Here is a 14,700-nt window from a genome sequence, read left to right on the forward strand (position 1 = left end):
TCGCCCGCCGGTCGCGCGCAAGCGCACCGTCGAGGTGACGCTGCGCTGTGTCCGGGGCACGAGAGCAAAAACAGGCGCGCTGCTGGCGGCGGTGGACCATTCTCTTGCGTTCCGCAAGCAAACGATTCTTTCTGCATTTGAACGACGAGACCGCGTCAGGTCGCGGGTATGCGATCAAGCGAGCTTGTTCAGCGCAGATGTCGATCCAACTCCTGTCGCACCGGCAGCACGATTGCACCGGGCAATGATGGAGATGGACCATGACTGGACTTAAAATTCTCGCTGCCGTGGCTTTGTTGTCGGGCCTGACCGCAAGCGCCGCCTACGCGCAATCCGGCTTTGCGAGCAGCCATCCCGATACGTACGAGGCCGAGAACCCCAATCGCAACCTGAACGGCACGCTGACGCCGGCCGGTCGGCTGGGCCTCGAGTTGCCGGATGGCGCAGCTCCTGCGCAAGGCGCGGACAGCGCCATGGCTCGCGCGGATGGCACTGCTTCACGTTCCTGCGCGGAGCGTTATCGATCCTACGATCCGGCGACGAGCACCTACCTCGGGTGGGACGGCAACCGCCATATTTGCAGGTAACGCAAAGCCGCAAGTCACCGGGTCAAGTGGACGTCGGAACGGATGGCCAGATGACCCGGTTGGATTCGAGGCGCCGTCGAGATGGCGTCTCGAACTTTCCATGACGCGTTGCGCATCACGGTCAACGCGTGACTCTCCTCGGATCCTCATGCTCCTCGTTCTGCCGGAGGAGACGCCTCGGGTGCCGACGCTTGTGACAGCGCGCCCCCCGAAGCGCCGCGTCGCGTCCAAGGCACGAGCGAAGAAGTAGATGTATGCTCCTGAATTGTCGCGTCCGCCATGCGCATAGAAGACGACGTTGATACCTAGTCGCTCCATGTCAACGATGGGCCATAAGCGGAAGTCGAAACATGAAGCTTCAAGACGCGACGTCGGTCACCGAAACTCAGTCGAAGACCGCCAAAGTCTTGTCATCGCGGACCTCGAAGAAGCGAGCCGCGATGACCTCACGCTCCGAGCCGCCGGCCTTTGTCGCCAGCATACAGGCGACATAGTCGGGACGTTTCGCATTCGGCTGCGACGTCATCGATTCGACCCAGGATGCCGCCAGAATGCGGCACACTTTGCGGGAGAGCAGGCGCACCCAGAAACTGGCGTCGACGCGCGCAAAGCCGACCAACGCGGTATACGGGCCCCCATCGGATTGCATCAGGCAAATCGAGCTCGTATCGACACGAAGGTCCGAAGAGTACAACGGAAACCCGAACTCAGGTGGTTTGGGGGAATGGCAGTGAGCCGGCCGCCATTCACGGTTGCCAAATTCAAGCGCCTCCGCCGGGGCCGTCTTCGCGAAGCGAGCCTTGACCTTGTCGACGGTCTGGCCCGGCTCAACAGGATCTTTTGGTTCGATCGAAAGCTCGAACGGAAAGCTCTCCACGTTCGACACCATGAACACGCCAAGAAAGCCGTAAACGGAAAATCCAAAGGGACGTGTTTCGACAACCTTGTCTCCGACACGGGCCACCCATGTCAGCCCATGGGAAGACATCGACGCATATGTCGATGCATCCGGTCCATACTTGGCTTTGGCCGCGCGATTCCATTCGTCGATGTGTGAGAGGTCCGCCTTTTCCGATGTTGTAACATCGAAATAACCAGTCCGGCGCGAATGCGGGACAGGCCAATCCGTCACCAGGAGGGCAGCGGAGATTGCTGCCGCCCCGCAAAGCGCTGCCGCCACGATCACTTTCTTAAGCACCGGCGTCACCGATTGACTGAGCGACAAGACCATTGCGGCAGTTGAGATTCCCGCCGAACGTTGCATGCCCCTTTCGTTGATTGAATCCGTCAACCTAAGCAACCAAAGGTTAAGGTCCGGTATCTGCAGCATGTGACGGTGCTGATGGCCGCTCTGGCTCACAAGCTGCCATCGCGAAGAACCAGCACGGCGTCCGCTGTAAGCTCCCAAGCTGAAGTTAGTGAGCACCGCCCCGCCTCCGCCGTCGGCAACACCGGCGCCGGCGGCCGCGACGGCCGGATCACCGTGAGCCAGATCCCGAAGATATTGAACGCATTTTAGAAGCTCTCAGCGAAGCAGGATTTGGCTTGAGGGAGAGTGAAGCAGGTGACCCTGGCGATGTAGACAGTTGACCACGAACGGACATCCGGCACGCTTCCCAATCGCGCGAAAACGCGGTCATATGGCGTCCGGGTACACTTGGCGTTTTGGGGCGAGAGTGTTCCGCTTGCACAGGGAGAATGCGCGTGAAGGAACTCGCTGGAAAGACTGTGTTCGTAACCGGTGCAGCGTCAGGCATTGGACTGGGGATCGCGACCGCCTTCGCCCAAGCGGGGGCGAAGGTCATGCTTTGCGACATTGAAGAAGCGGCTCTGTCCGCAGCGCTCGAGCAACTGAGGCTCACCAACGTCGATGTCGACGGCGTGAAAGCGGACGTTTCACTCAAAGCCGAACTCGTGGCGGCCGCCGAAGCCACGACTGCCCGCTATGGCAAGGTGCATATCCTCGTCAACAACGCAGGCGTCGGCGCCGGTGGGCCTTATGGCGCCTGGACCGAGGCGTCGTGGAACTGGACCATGGGCGTCAACCTGATGGCGACCATTTGGGGGATCGAGATTTTCGGGCCGTTGATCGAGCAGCATGGCGAGGGTGGACACATCGTCTCCACAGCCTCGATCGCTGGCCTCATTTCAGGGGGAGCAATGCATACAACGTCTCCAAGTATGGCGTTGTCGCGCTGTCCGAGGGCCTGCGGCGTGAACTCGCGCCCCGAGGGATTGGCGTATCGGTGCTGTGTCCCGGGATCATCCGCACTCAAATCATGAACTCAAGACGCAATCTCCCCAAGCGCTTCGAGGGGGCGCTTCCTCCCTTGCCGACTTCGGGCCCACGTGCCGAGTGGATCAATATGCTCCGGGAACGCATCTCTCAGGGCATAGAACCCAACTATGTCGGTGAGCTCGTCCGCGAAGGTGTCGAAAAGGACTTGCCATATATCTTCACCGACCTCGAATTCGAGCCGATGATCGAAGCGCGCTTCGCCGCAATCAAGCAAGGCTTTGACCACATCCGCGGGCGCACCCCGAAACATTGAGCGCGCAGCCCTTCCACCAGCCTTAGCGGCTAACACGAATATTCGGATAGGGCTGAAACCGGCTTCAAAGCCGTTGCGCAGTGGACCGCCAATGTCTCAGTTGGATCAAAATGCGAAGAACTCAGAGTGAGCAAAGTCAGTCCGCTCTACCTCACCAGGCGGACCTCAATGAAAGGTGTCGCCACTTCGCTGATGGGCCAGAAGCGGACGACGAGACCGAGCGTCTTGGCATCCCCAAGGCCAACGATAAGCTCGAACTTCTCCGGTGACTGCGTCCATCTGGGCTTGCCTTACGAACCCACTGACTACACGCTACCCAAATGAGCAGATTCCACGCCCGAGGTAAGGTCATGATCGGCGCCACGGCACTCCGTGCGCTTGTGCTGACTGCAGCTTTTTTCGCGACGTTGTCGCCGGCCACCTGCCTTGGCGAAAACAGCAACCGCTTGCCGGCCAAGGCTACAAAGGAGCTACCACCCGAGTTGCTCTCGCTGCTCCGACAAAAGAAGATGCCAAAATACTCGCCTATCCTTGTGCGCGTCTTCAAGCAAGAGGCGGAGCTCGAAGTCTGGAAACAGGACACCACCGGCCTCTTCCAAATCCTAAAGGTGTACCCGATCTGTCGGTGGTCGGGGGATCTCGGGCCGAAACTGAAGGAGGGTGACCGTCAGGCTCCAGAGGGGTTCTATACGATTACTCCCGAGCTGATGAATCCCAACTCCGATTACCATCTCGCGATCAACGTCGGCTTTCCCAACAGCTTCGACAAGGCAAACAATCGCGACGGCAGCTTACTCATGATCCATGGCGACTGCTCATCGAGCGGTTGCTATGCCATGACCGACGAACAGATAAGCGAGATCTATTCGCTAGCGCGGGACTCCCTCGGCGGCCGACCGTCCTTTCAGGTCCAGGCTTATCCATTCCGCCTCACGCCGGCAAACCTGGCGCAGCATCGAAATAGCCCGAACCTCTCCTTCTGGAAAATGCTCAAAGTCGGCAACGATCACTTCGAGACGACGCATCTCGAACCTAAGGTGGACGTGTGCAATCGACGCTATGTGTTCGATGCGCAAGCTCCACCAAATTCGCCGTATCCTCTCGTGTTCAGTCCCACCGATAAATGCCCCGCGTTTGTCGTGGATTCCAAAATTGCGCGGCGGGCGCTTGAGAAGCAACGTACCGACGAACTCGAATTCGCGCGATTGCTCAATGACAACGTCCCGGCAGCCCCGATCTATAGCGGACTGGACGGCGGAATGAACGAGGCTTTTCTAGCAAAGTATCTGGTCAGAGTGACGCTTGCGAAAGTGATGCCGTATGCATCTTATCTGCCGCAACTGCCGCCAATCCCCTGGGTCACCAACGATAGTTCGTTGACGAGTAGATGGTTTGGCACGTCGATCTCGAAACCGATTGCATGTGATCTGGCTCGTTCCAGCTTCCTGTCGACCGTCGTGGAAGGAGACGACGGGTGCTAGAGCGCCCGGTCTACTTCAGGCATGCATCCCTGCGCTCGCTATCAGCCCATGCTCCCCGGCATGAAGCAGCGCGGCTTCGGATGACCATCTAGGTAGTAAGGCCAGACCATCGTACGGCCAGCGCGGTTCGGTCCATCCACGACAGCTTCGTTCGGAACATCAACCCACTCGCCATCAAGGCGTACGCGATAGTGACCGTCCTTAGTTTCCCAATCGGCGTCATCAACTCGCTTCGCATCACTGCCATCGCAGCAAGGCCCTTTGCCACTGTGCAAGCTCTCATACCAGCTGTTCAACTCGGGGTGCTGATAATCGTGGGCGCGAGCGTGACCGATTGTAAAGATCGGCAGCATGACAGTGAATACAGCAAGCGCTGCATGCCGAAGGTGATTGTTCATCTTACTCCTAATCCCGCAGTGGAAGTCCCACACGCCGAACACGTCAAGGCACGCCAAACTTGGGCCCGTAGTAGCCACTCCAGGGCCACACACATCGCCGCCCCGGTACCGCAGAGTTTAAGCTTGCTCACTCACCACCGGAATGAAAGGCCAACAGTGCTTGTGTTCTCTATGGAGATGGAGAATCGATCGACCGATTAAAGGAATATTTCGTCACATCGTTTTCAACGATGCGCGATGTCGACGCGTCGTATGATCACGAGTTCCGGCGCATGCTGAAGAAGTTGAGTTTGGCCCTAAGCAGGCCCTCCGCATCGCAACGCCCGGTCCGCAATCTCAACGACGCAGCAGTATCTCCGTCCGAGATGACAAATCCGCCTGCTCCGATCGTCAACACGCAATTAATTTCGATGTCGGCACAGTAGGCGGATATCGCTGCGACCACGACGCACGTCCGCTTCGGGTCACACCCCGAAGAACTCGGGCTGAGCATATCAAGTCTGCTTCAGCCCCAAGGAGCGGACATCTAGCGGACATGCCGGGTCGACCGCTTGGGGCCAAATCCGGACCTTCCCGTGGGCCAGGCAGAGACTTCGTTTCACATGTTCCCCAGACTCGTCAGGTGACGTAGAATGTCGTTGCCCTTAAAGTGGGATGTGCCGAAATCACCGTCTGGGCAAACGAGCAGCACTGGTGCCATCGGCAAGCACGCTCTCTTAGAAGCCGTTCTTTTTTCGGTTTCGACCACCGTTCACCACGAACTTTGCGCGCTGCTTATGCGGCGGCTCGTTCGGTAACGTCGGGAGAAAGCGATGAGCAAGATCGATCGAAGGTCCGCACTGGGAATCGCGTTGGCAGCGGCCTCGGCTGCCATGGTCAGGCCAGCCGCCGCTCAAGCCACAGGCTACAAGGATATGACGCCTTGGCCAGGTGTCGTGGTGCGTGAATATGAAGGCGAGACACCATCCCTGATCCCAGGTTTTAAGACCGTCTCAATGCGCGATGTCATCATGCAGCCGGGGGCGAAGACCATGGGGCCCCCGATGATGAATGCCATGATCTGCCATATCACCGAAGGGGAGCTTCGGCTTGAGCAGGACGGAAAGACCTTTACGGGCAAGAAGAATTTTGTCTGGACCTGCAACAAGGAAACAAAAGAACAGGCGTACAACGACGGGAATGTGGTCGCGATTATGCGGATCACGGACCTGAAAGCTTAGGGCCCATGTGGAGGAGCGGATGGCGCACGCGACGACGCGCCATCCGCCTGCAGGATCATGAATTGTTGCAACGTCACAGCCGGAGAAAAGTTCGTCCGCGCGCCAAGCTTCGGGTCACACGCTGCCATCACGACGAAACAGCACGGCGTCCGCTGCAAGCTCCCTCTGACGTTCGCGAGCACCGCCCCGCTACGCCGTCCGCAGCACCGGCGACGGCGGCTGCGACGGCCGGATCAGCGCGAATGCGACCTGGATGATGCCGCCGGCCAGGCCCAGCGCCACGCCGATGCGCCAGGCCATGGTGTAGGAGCCGAGCGTGTCGTAGAGCACCCCTCCTCCGTAGGCGCCGAGGAAGCTGCCGATCTGGTGGCTCATGAAGGCGAGGCCCTGGATCATCGCCTGCCAGCGCAGGCCGAACATTTCGGCGACGGCGCCGGCGACCAGCGGGCCGACACCCATCCAGAGGAAGCCCATGATCGCGCCGAACAGCAGCGTCGAGAACGACGTCGCCGGCAGCATGAAATACCAGGCAAGCGCGAGCGAGCGCAGGATGTAGATGCCGCCCAGCAGCGCCAGCTTGTTCCAGCGCTGGCCCGCCCAGCCGAAGAACAGCGAGCCCAGCACGTTGAAGCCGCCGATCATGCCGAGCGTCTGCGCGCTCAGCATCGGATCGAGGCCGCAGATCGCCAGATAGGACGGCAGATGCGTGGTGAGAAACACGAGCTGCATGCCGCAGACGAGATAGGCGCAGGTCATCACCACGAAGGACGCGTTGCCGAACGCCGTCTTCGCTGCTGTCGCGGCGGTGGCATCCCCGATGTCGTCGGCGGCGGGCTTCGGCAGCGGAATGGTGTCGACACGGCCGGCATACCAGGCCGCAGGGATCATCAGCACCGACATGATCACGAAACCAGCGAGCCCGACGCGCCAGCCAAATCCTTCGTTGAGCAACTGCCCGATCGGCGCCGACAGCAGCGCGCCGAGCGAGCCCGCGCCGGAGACCATGCCGAGCACGGTGGAGCGCACGGTCTCGGGCACAGCGCGCGCGGCCACCGACATCGCGATCGCCGCCGCGGTGCAGGCCAGCGACGTCCCGATCAGCACGCCGGCGCCGATCATGATGCTGACGAGCCCGTTCGCGGTCGCCATCAGGATGAGGCCCACGATGTACATCAGCGCGCCCACGATCATGATCGGGCGGAAGCCGTAGCGCACCGTCATCGCGCCGGCGAGCGGCTGGAGAAAGCCCCAGGCGAGGTTCTGCACGGCCAGCGCCAACGTGAAATCCGAGATCGAGATGTGGATGTCATGCGTCAAAGGCTGCATGAAGATGCCGAGGCTCTGCCGCAGCCCCATGCTCAGCGTCAGCATGATCGAGGCGCCGATCAGGATGGGCAATGTCGGACGCAGGACCTGCAAAAGGGGCATATTTTTCTCCCTCGTCGGCGCGACGCGCGCGCCGGCGTCTGCAATTCTCGATGTTTTTAGTTACACAGACCTGTGTACTTAGGCTATGAAAGGTGCACGCTGTCAAGCGAACAGGACGCACGCTGCCGCATGGCTCCCCCGCCCACACCACAGACGATGAAGGAGCGGATCCTCGAGACCGCCGACAAGCTGTTCTATCTGCAAGGCATTCGCGCCATCGGCGTCGACACCATCGCGGCCGAGATCGGCATCTCCAAGCGCACGCTCTACAACCACTTCCCCTCCAAGGACGCGCTGATCGCGGCCTATCTGGAGCGCCGCTTCGTCAAGCCGCGCCCCTCCGACAAGCCGCCGGCCGAGCAGATTCTTGGCACCTTCGATTCGCTGGAGCGGCGCTTTGCGGCCAAGGATTTTCGCGGCTGCCCGTTCGTCAATGCGGTCGCCGAGCTCGGGCCAAAGGACCGCGCCGTGAAGAAGATCGCAATCGCCTTCAAGGAAAGCCGCCGCGTCTGGTTTCGCGAACGGCTCAACGAGCTCGGCGTCACGGAGGCGGATGCGCTCGCCACCCAGCTCGTGCTCCTGGTCGACGGCTCGATCGCGCAGGACCTCGTGCGCGACGACCCCGCGATGGCCCGCGCCGCGAAGGAAGCGGCGAAGGTGCTGCTGCGGAATGCCGGGGTGGATGTGGGTGATGCGGAGAAGACGGCCGTGACGCACAGCAAGCGCACGCCGCACTAATCAGCATGGCCGTATCGTTCGGTGTCATCACCCGCGAAAGCGGGTGATCCAGTATTCCAGAGGCGGTTGTGATTTGAACCGAGAGGCCGCGGCGTACTGGATTCCCCGCCTACGCGGGGAATGACAGCGGAGCTTGTGGAGAGGACTTCGCGCAACAACCGCGCCCTGCCCGATCCTATCAAAATGCTCCTGTTTTGCCCGACGTGTCAAACGGCTTTGCTGATGCATTTGCTACCCGCATAAGCCATTGATCCAACTAACGCCGGCTACTGTGCATGGGGTTGTTTTCGCAGTTTTTGTCGCAGGCAGCCTCACGCCGCCTGCGACACCACGCGATTGCGGCCGTCGTGCTTGGCGCGGTAGAGCGCGGTGTCGGCGCGCTTGAGGACGTCGGCGACCGCCTCGCCCTTCTGCTCCAGCGTGGTGAGGCCGATCGAGATCGTGACCTCGATGCGCTTGGTGCCCTTGTGGACGGCGAACGGCTCGCCCGCGATCGAGCGGCGCAGGCGCTCGGCGACCATGCCGGCGACGTGGAGATCGGTCTCCGGCATCACGATGACGAACTCCTCGCCGCCGTAGCGGCAGGCCAGGTCGATGCCGCGGATCGACTTGCGGACGCGCACCGCGAACTCGCGCAGCACGTCGTCGCCGGCGTCGTGGCCGTAATTGTCGTTGATCGACTTGAAATAGTCGATGTCCAGAATCATCAGCGCCAGGGGCTTGCCGCGGGTCGAGGCTTGGTCAGCGAGCGTCGCCAGATGGCTCTCCATGTAGCGGCGATTGTGCAGGCCGGTGAGCGCATCCGTGATCGCCATCTCGATCGAGTTCTGCACGTTGTCACGCAAATGATCGGTGTAGCGGCGGCGGCGGATCTGCGTGCGGGCGCGCGCCAGCAGCTCGGTCTTGTCGATGGGACGCAGCAGGTAGTCGTTGACGCCGATCTCGAGACCGCGGAGCAGCCGGGTCGAGTTCTCGGGGTCCGCGATCGCCAGGATCGGCACGTGGCGCGTGCGCTCCAGCGAGCGCGCCTGGCTGCACAGCCGCAGGCCGTCGAAATTGTTGAGGTCGAGCGAGACGATCAGCAGGTCGTAATTGCCTTCGGCGGCGTGGAACAGCGCTTCCGTCGGGTTCGGCTCGACGTCGATGGTGTGCTCCGCGGCGAGGATCGTCGCCAGCCGCTCATAGGAGGACTGACGGTCGTCGACCAGCAGAATGCGGCCGCCCCGGCCGGTGTCGGCCACGGCGCTGCGCTCGGGCGCCTGCATGCCGATCTCGAGCGAGGTGATGGCGCGCATGCGCAGCTCATCGGTCATCATCTTCAGCCGCGTCAGCGAGCGCACGCGCGCGATCAGCACGACGTCGGAGACAGGCTTGGTAAGGAAATCGTCGGCGCCGGCTTCCAGCCCGCGATTGCGGTCGGCGGGGCTGTCGAGCGCGGTGACCATCACGACGGGGATGTGGTGCGTCGCCGGATCGGTCTTGAGGCGGCGGCAGACTTCAAAGCCGTCCATGTCGGGCATCATCACGTCGAGCAGGATGATGTCGCATTCGGCGCGGCTGGCCAGCGCCAGCGCCTCGGTGCCGTTCGAGGCGGTCATCACGTCGAAATATTCGGCGGACAGGCGAGCTTCGAGGAGTTTGACGTTGGCGGGAACGTCATCGACGACCAGGATACGCGCGGACACTTTGAACTCACTTCCTATCCGATAAAACGCCGGACCGTCTCAATGAATTTGCCGACCGAGATCGGCTTGGACAAATAGGCCTCGCAGCCGCCCTCGCGGATGCGCTCTTCGTCGCCCTTCATCGCGAACGCCGTGACCGCGACGACGGGAATGGCGCGCAGCTCCGGATCGTCCTTGATCCAGCGCGTGACCTCGAGGCCCGAGACCTGCGGCAATTGGATATCCATCAGCACGAGGTCGGGCCGCATCTTGCGAACGAGGTCGAGCGCCTCGTAGCCGTTGCTGGTGCCGGAGGTCTGGTAACCGTGTGCCTCCAACAGGTCGCGGAAGAGCTTCATGTTGAGCTCGTTGTCTTCCACGATCAGGACGGTCTTAGCCATCCCGCCCTCCTGATTGGCACGAAGCCGTATACATGTGACGCCTCAGGCGCCGCTCGCCGGCGCTTCGAAAACTGGATTCAAACTAGCCTCAGATTCGCTTGAGTTTCGTTAAACTCGAGGGCCGACTTTCTGCGATGTGGTTTCCAGTTGCTTGTCGGCGGTCTTGAGACTCGGGCATGATGGTTTCAAAGTAGACACCGAAAGTTAACGGAAAGGCAAACCGAACCCTTGAAAAAGCCTGTTCACAACCCTCGCGAAGTCGCTGAAATCGTTGCGATTCAGGCGCTCTCCTTCGTGGCCGGCGATCCGGAGCGGCTTGGCCTGTTCCTGGCTGAGACAGGCGTCGGTCCTGAGACCCTGCGCAATGCCGCCTCGGACCCGAATTTCCTCCTCAGCGTGCTCGATTTCGTGATGCGCGATGACGCCACCGTCAAGGCCTTTGCCTCGACCGCGGAGCTGCATCCGACCAACGTTGCTGCGGCGCGGCAGGTGCTGGGCGACGCGCTCGGCGACCCCTCCTGGGAGCGCGACGTGCCGTGACCGTCCCTGATACGGCCGGACCCCGCTGCTTCTGCCGGGATTGTCTGGCCGATCTGGATATGGGCGTGCGGCGCTGCTACGCCTGCGGTTCCCCTCGCCTCGTCCGCCACCGCGCGCTCGCAGGCCTGACCATCGCCCATATCGACTGCGACGCCTTCTATGCGACGGTCGAGAAGCGCGACAATCCTGACATCGCCGACAAGCCCGTCATCATCGGCGGGGGCAAGCGCGGCGTGGTGTCGGCCGCCTGCTACATCGCCCGCACCTATGGCGTGCGCTCGGCCATGCCGATGTATAGGGCGCTCGAGGCCTGCCCGCATGCGACCGTGATCCCGCCCGACATGGCCAAGTACGTCCGTGTCGGCCGCGAGGTGCGCCAGGCCATGCAGGCGCTGACGCCGCTGGTCGAGCCGCTCTCGATCGACGAGGCCTTTCTCGATCTCTCCGGCACCGAACGGGTGCACGGCATGGTTCCGGCCAAGGTGCTGGCGCGGTTCGCGCGCAACATCGAGCGCGACATCGGCATCTCCGTCTCGGTCGGCCTGTCCTGCAACAAGTTCCTGGCCAAGATCGCCTCCGACCTCGACAAGCCGCGCGGCTTTGCCGCGCTCGATCAGGAGGAAGCCCGTTCGATGCTGGCTGAGAAGCCGGTCGGCTTCATCTTCGGCGTCGGCCCGGCCACGCAGGAGCGCCTCGTGCAGCGCGGCTTCCGCATCATCGCCGACCTGCAAAAGGCCGACGAGATCGAGATGATGCGGCAGTTTCCGAGTGACGGCCGCAGGCTGTGGCGGCTCGCCCGCGGCATCGACGACCGCCGCGTCGAGCCCGATCGGGGCGCCAAGACGATTTCGAGCGAAACCACCTTCGAGACCGACATCCGCGATTTCGCGACGCTGGAGAAGATCCTGTGGCGGCTCTGCGAGAAGACGTCGTCGCGGCTCAAGAGCAGCGAGCTTGCCGGCTCGACCGTGACGCTGAAACTGAAGACTGCCGATTTCCGCCAGCGCACCCGCTCGCAGTCGATCGCAGGCCCGACGCAGCTTGCCGCCAAGATCTTCTCGATCTGCCGCGAGATGCTGGCGAAGGAGATCGACGGCACCGCCTTCCGCCTGATGGGCGCCGGCGTCAGCGCGCTGCGCGAAGGCTCGCCCGCCGACGACACCGATATGCTTGACCGCCGTGCTGCGCATGCCGAGCGCGCGGTGGACAGTCTGCGCAAGAAGTTCGGCAACTCCGCCGTCATTCGCGGCATCGCGTATGATGGCCCTGAAACAGGACAGCAGGAATGATCGAGTCCTGCTCAATTCAGTCGCGTTCGAAGATCCGTGCACCCGGATAGACACGCCTAGCATACTGAATGACCAACTGCCGATCCTGAGTCGCCAGGAACGGAGTTCGGATCTGACAAGACCCGACGATGAGGTGCCACAGGCCGTTGAGCTTTCCAATCATGACGTTCATTTGAGCTTCCTCGCAGTGACCCGAGTAGACTCAAATTGTAAGAATCTCCGGCCGTCGCTCAATTGTACCAGCGTAAGGTCAGCGTATGAGAAGGATTGGAAGAGATATACAAAGGTATGTTGGCGAGGCCCCTGTCAGGTTCCGGCGTTGATGGGTTTCGCAAGGGCTGTACGCATCCGAACGCGCTGAGAGGCTGGCCATCGTGACAGGCGAACGCGACCTCGACGCGCTGTTGAGAAACATGAAGCCGGAGCTGCTGGACGGCACCTTCGTGTTTTGCACGATCCCACCCAGCGAGCCGATTCCCGCAGCGGTCAACCCGCTGCTGACGTTCCGCGAGCAGGAAGGAACCACGCTGGTGATCCTGCGCGAAGAAGCCGAGGCGTCAGGCTTACGCTACGCGTTCGCCTCGCGCCTGATCACCCTGACGGTTCACTCCGCGCTCGATGCGGTGGGCTTCCTGGCTGCGGTCACGGCCCGCCTGGCCGAAGCCGGCATCAGCGTGAATGCGGTGTCGGCCTTCCACCACGATCATCTTTTCGTACCTGCCGACAGGGCCGATGAAGCGATGACTGTTTTGCGAGCTATGTCCGCAGCAAAGTAGGATGGGTAGAGCGAAGCGAAACCCATCGAGCTCTTCCCGCGCAACAAGGGTGATGGGTTTGGCTTCGCTCTACCCATCCCACGGTCGGATCAATCCGCGACCGCCACCGCCTCGATCTCGATCAGCCATTCCGGCGCGGCGAGCGCGGAGACGCCGACGAGGGTGCTGGCCGGCGGCTCCATGCCTTCGAAGAAGGCCGAGCGGGCCTTGCCGATGATAGGGCGCAGCTCCGGCTTGTAGTTCACCACGAAGGTCGTGATCTTGACGATGTTGGCGTAGGTCGCGCCGGCCGCCTTCAGCGCATGGCCGAGATTCTGCATCACCTGCGTCGTCTGCGCGGCAATATCGCCCTCGCCGACGATCCGCCCTTCCTCGTCCACCGACACCTGGCCGGAGATGTAGATCGTACGCGCACCGGAAGCGGTGACGACGTGGGAATAGGCCGGATTGTGATGTAGGCCGCTGGGGCGGAGATGGTCGAGCTTGGGCATGGTGCTTGCCTCCCGGGTTTGTGGTTGGGAGGGAGCGTAGCCGGAGAGCGAGCGGAGGGCTAGTCTCGCCCCTCAATTGCAGGGCTTGCTGTCCTTCGCGTCGAACTTGCCCATCGCGCCGGAAATCACGAAATCGTTGTAATCGAGCACGAGCTGGCGCGAAACGCCGTTTTCGTAGAGCTCGAACGCCATCGCGTAGACCGGCGTCTGCTCGCCTTCCTTCTGCTGGGACTCGCGGTCGAAATAGCTGACGGTAACCGGCCAGCGCTTGAGCGACTTCATGTGCTCGTCCGTGGTCGATGCATCGGGCGAAGCAGTGCGGTCGGCGGGAATCGGCTGACCGATCACGGTCAGCGTGTTGTAGACCTTCTGGCCGTCGTCGGAGCCGTCATACACCGACAGCTCGAGCAGCGACTTGCCATCCTTGGCGGCGGCAATGATGCGCTGGATCTGCTCGGTCGGGAACACGATCTTGCCGTCGAGGGTGAAGCTCTTCGGCGCCGGCAGCTTCAGCTTGACGTTGATGTGGTCGCCGTCGCGCTCGGCCGAACCGTCGACCCGGCCGGCATCGGCCTCGTTCATCCGCGTCTCGATCTTGAAGCGGTAGCTTTTTCCCGCGGCGTCCTCCCAGGAGTTCGAGCGGAGGTCGCTCAGCGTGATCTTGCCCTCGCCGCTGTCGAGCTCGGAGACCTGGCGGAATTCGGAGGTGTAGCCCTCGCACGAACTTCCCGTGAAATTGTAGAGGATGCGGCCGCGCGCGCTGTTGATCGAATTGGAGCGCGATTTGACGAGGCTTAGGTCATAGAGCGCCTGGTGCGCAAGGAACGGACCGCTGGCCGCCTCCGCTCCACCGCCTGCACCGAAAGCAGCCGCCGCGAGCGCCATCACACCAAGCGAAGTCCGGAAAAGGTGCACCATGTGTCATCCCTGGGGAAAGCGCAGATTCGACATTTTAATGACCGTTCCATTGCGTCGCAACTGAGGCCGTTTCACGTAAAGTTGCGGCCCCCGCCTTGAACCTGCTGCCTGACCACAACAAAATGCAGTCGCTCCGGTTGCTTGCATGTGACGGCACGATGGGCGAAACAGGGCGCGCCCGGCCTCCAAACGGACGCGCCCGGGCGGATGAAATTTG

Annotated in this window: 16 protein-coding genes and 1 pseudogene; 9 read left to right on the forward strand and 8 right to left on the reverse strand. The window is 61.8% G+C overall.

Annotated elements, in window-relative coordinates:
* Window positions 1–260 precede the first annotated feature (260 nt).
* Complete coding sequence (locus ABIA90_RS17745) at window positions 261–587, forward strand: BA14K family protein (RefSeq protein WP_063982797.1); 327 nt, start codon at window positions 261–263, stop codon at window positions 585–587.
* A gap of 385 nt (window positions 588–972) precedes the next feature.
* On the opposite strand, the gene ABIA90_RS17750 is transcribed toward ABIA90_RS17745, so the two are convergent.
* Window positions 973–1,851 (reverse strand): hypothetical protein, encoded by an 879-nt coding sequence (locus ABIA90_RS17750; protein ID WP_354117951.1) that lies wholly within the window; start codon window positions 1,849–1,851, stop codon window positions 973–975.
* Between the two features lie 434 nt (window positions 1,852–2,285).
* On the opposite strand from ABIA90_RS17750, the pseudogene ABIA90_RS17755 reads away from it, so the two are divergent.
* From ABIA90_RS17755 to ABIA90_RS17765, 3 genes and pseudogenes are all read left to right on the forward strand, one after another.
* Window positions 2,286–2,830 (forward strand): annotated as a pseudogene (locus ABIA90_RS17755) (SDR family NAD(P)-dependent oxidoreductase); the annotation flags it as partial.
* 36 nt (window positions 2,831–2,866) lie between these two features.
* Window positions 2,867–3,139: a hypothetical protein gene (locus tag ABIA90_RS17760; RefSeq protein WP_354118385.1), complete on the forward strand. Its 273-nt coding sequence runs from the start codon at window positions 2,867–2,869 to the stop codon at window positions 3,137–3,139.
* 350 nt (window positions 3,140–3,489) lie between these two features.
* The gene (locus ABIA90_RS17765) at window positions 3,490–4,620 is read left to right on the forward strand and encodes a L,D-transpeptidase family protein (RefSeq protein ID WP_354117950.1); all 1,131 of its coding nucleotides are present in this window, start codon (window positions 3,490–3,492) and stop codon (window positions 4,618–4,620) included.
* Between the two features lie 41 nt (window positions 4,621–4,661).
* Here ABIA90_RS17765 and ABIA90_RS17770 read toward each other — a convergent pair whose 3' ends face one another.
* Entirely contained in the window at window positions 4,662–5,018 is a 357-nt protein-coding gene (locus ABIA90_RS17770) for a hypothetical protein (RefSeq protein WP_223154002.1), read from the reverse strand.
* Between the two features lie 812 nt (window positions 5,019–5,830).
* Between ABIA90_RS17770 and ABIA90_RS17775 the strand changes: the two genes are divergently transcribed.
* The gene (locus ABIA90_RS17775; RefSeq protein ID WP_135217314.1) at window positions 5,831–6,238 is read left to right on the forward strand and encodes a hypothetical protein; all 408 of its coding nucleotides are present in this window, start codon (window positions 5,831–5,833) and stop codon (window positions 6,236–6,238) included.
* Window positions 6,239–6,427: 189 nt separating this feature from the next.
* On the opposite strand, the gene ABIA90_RS17780 is transcribed toward ABIA90_RS17775, so the two are convergent.
* Complete coding sequence (locus ABIA90_RS17780; RefSeq protein WP_354117949.1) at window positions 6,428–7,666, reverse strand: MFS transporter; 1,239 nt, start codon at window positions 7,664–7,666, stop codon at window positions 6,428–6,430.
* A 129-nt stretch (window positions 7,667–7,795) separates the two neighbouring features.
* Between ABIA90_RS17780 and ABIA90_RS17785 the strand changes: the two genes are divergently transcribed.
* A complete protein-coding gene (locus ABIA90_RS17785) occupies window positions 7,796–8,404 on the forward strand; it encodes a TetR/AcrR family transcriptional regulator (protein WP_354117948.1) in 609 nt (202 codons plus the stop codon).
* A 311-nt stretch (window positions 8,405–8,715) separates the two neighbouring features.
* On the opposite strand, the gene ABIA90_RS17790 is transcribed toward ABIA90_RS17785, so the two are convergent.
* Together ABIA90_RS17790 and ABIA90_RS17795 are read right to left on the reverse strand one after the other, a co-directional pair.
* The gene (locus ABIA90_RS17790) at window positions 8,716–10,089 is read right to left on the reverse strand and encodes a PleD family two-component system response regulator (RefSeq protein WP_028150565.1); all 1,374 of its coding nucleotides are present in this window, start codon (window positions 10,087–10,089) and stop codon (window positions 8,716–8,718) included.
* A 14-nt stretch (window positions 10,090–10,103) separates the two neighbouring features.
* A complete protein-coding gene (locus ABIA90_RS17795) occupies window positions 10,104–10,469 on the reverse strand; it encodes a response regulator (protein ID WP_008566616.1) in 366 nt (121 codons plus the stop codon).
* Window positions 10,470–10,697: 228 nt separating this feature from the next.
* On the opposite strand from ABIA90_RS17795, the gene ABIA90_RS17800 reads away from it, so the two are divergent.
* Both ABIA90_RS17800 and ABIA90_RS17805 read left to right on the forward strand, forming a co-directional pair.
* Window positions 10,698–11,009, forward strand: coding sequence for a DUF3572 domain-containing protein (locus ABIA90_RS17800; protein ID WP_028150563.1), 312 nt, complete (start codon window positions 10,698–10,700; stop codon window positions 11,007–11,009).
* Window positions 11,006–12,298, forward strand: coding sequence for a DNA polymerase IV (locus tag ABIA90_RS17805; RefSeq protein WP_354117947.1), 1,293 nt, complete (start codon window positions 11,006–11,008; stop codon window positions 12,296–12,298). Before ABIA90_RS17800 ends, ABIA90_RS17805 begins: the two co-directional genes overlap by 4 nt.
* Window positions 12,299–12,314: 16 nt before the next feature.
* Here the strand turns inward: ABIA90_RS17805 and ABIA90_RS17810 are convergent, their stop codons facing one another.
* Entirely contained in the window at window positions 12,315–12,470 is a 156-nt protein-coding gene (locus tag ABIA90_RS17810) for a hypothetical protein (protein WP_193375984.1), read from the reverse strand.
* 202 nt (window positions 12,471–12,672) lie between these two features.
* On the opposite strand from ABIA90_RS17810, the gene ABIA90_RS17815 reads away from it, so the two are divergent.
* Complete coding sequence (locus ABIA90_RS17815; RefSeq protein ID WP_354078247.1) at window positions 12,673–13,074, forward strand: ACT domain-containing protein; 402 nt, start codon at window positions 12,673–12,675, stop codon at window positions 13,072–13,074.
* An 89-nt stretch (window positions 13,075–13,163) separates the two neighbouring features.
* Here the strand turns inward: ABIA90_RS17815 and ABIA90_RS17820 are convergent, their stop codons facing one another.
* A complete protein-coding gene (locus ABIA90_RS17820; RefSeq protein ID WP_014494674.1) occupies window positions 13,164–13,565 on the reverse strand; it encodes a RidA family protein in 402 nt (133 codons plus the stop codon).
* A 72-nt stretch (window positions 13,566–13,637) separates the two neighbouring features.
* Window positions 13,638–14,483: a cell envelope integrity EipB family protein gene (locus tag ABIA90_RS17825; RefSeq protein WP_354117946.1), complete on the reverse strand. Its 846-nt coding sequence runs from the start codon at window positions 14,481–14,483 to the stop codon at window positions 13,638–13,640.
* Window positions 14,484–14,700: the final 217 nt, after the last annotated feature.

Origin of the sequence: Bradyrhizobium sp. LA6.8 (genome assembly GCF_040547935.1) — a bacterium.
GTDB classification, from domain to species: Bacteria; Pseudomonadota; Alphaproteobacteria; order Rhizobiales; family Xanthobacteraceae; genus Bradyrhizobium; species Bradyrhizobium barranii.

What these genes read in the sequence shown, in the direction of transcription:
- ABIA90_RS17760 (WP_354118385.1), top strand. Translation starts at nt 2,867, where the DNA reads ATGAACTCAAGACGCAATCTCCCCAAGCGCTTCGAGGGGGCGCTTCCT.
- ABIA90_RS17750 (WP_354117951.1), bottom strand. Translation starts at nt 1,851, where the DNA reads ATGCAACGTTCGGCGGGAATCTCAACTGCCGCAATGGTCTTGTCGCTC.
- ABIA90_RS17785 (WP_354117948.1), top strand. Translation starts at nt 7,796, where the DNA reads ATGGCTCCCCCGCCCACACCACAGACGATGAAGGAGCGGATCCTCGAG.
- ABIA90_RS17825 (WP_354117946.1), bottom strand. Translation starts at nt 14,483, where the DNA reads ATGGTGCACCTTTTCCGGACTTCGCTTGGTGTGATGGCGCTCGCGGCG.
- ABIA90_RS17770 (WP_223154002.1), bottom strand. Translation starts at nt 5,018, where the DNA reads ATGAACAATCACCTTCGGCATGCAGCGCTTGCTGTATTCACTGTCATG.
- ABIA90_RS17775 (WP_135217314.1), top strand. Translation starts at nt 5,831, where the DNA reads ATGAGCAAGATCGATCGAAGGTCCGCACTGGGAATCGCGTTGGCAGCG.
- ABIA90_RS17780 (WP_354117949.1), bottom strand. Translation starts at nt 7,666, where the DNA reads ATGCCCCTTTTGCAGGTCCTGCGTCCGACATTGCCCATCCTGATCGGC.
- ABIA90_RS17765 (WP_354117950.1), top strand. Translation starts at nt 3,490, where the DNA reads ATGATCGGCGCCACGGCACTCCGTGCGCTTGTGCTGACTGCAGCTTTT.
- ABIA90_RS17795 (WP_008566616.1), bottom strand. Translation starts at nt 10,469, where the DNA reads ATGGCTAAGACCGTCCTGATCGTGGAAGACAACGAGCTCAACATGAAG.
- ABIA90_RS17745 (WP_063982797.1), top strand. Translation starts at nt 261, where the DNA reads ATGACTGGACTTAAAATTCTCGCTGCCGTGGCTTTGTTGTCGGGCCTG.
- ABIA90_RS17810 (WP_193375984.1), bottom strand. Translation starts at nt 12,470, where the DNA reads ATGAACGTCATGATTGGAAAGCTCAACGGCCTGTGGCACCTCATCGTC.
- ABIA90_RS17820 (WP_014494674.1), bottom strand. Translation starts at nt 13,565, where the DNA reads ATGCCCAAGCTCGACCATCTCCGCCCCAGCGGCCTACATCACAATCCG.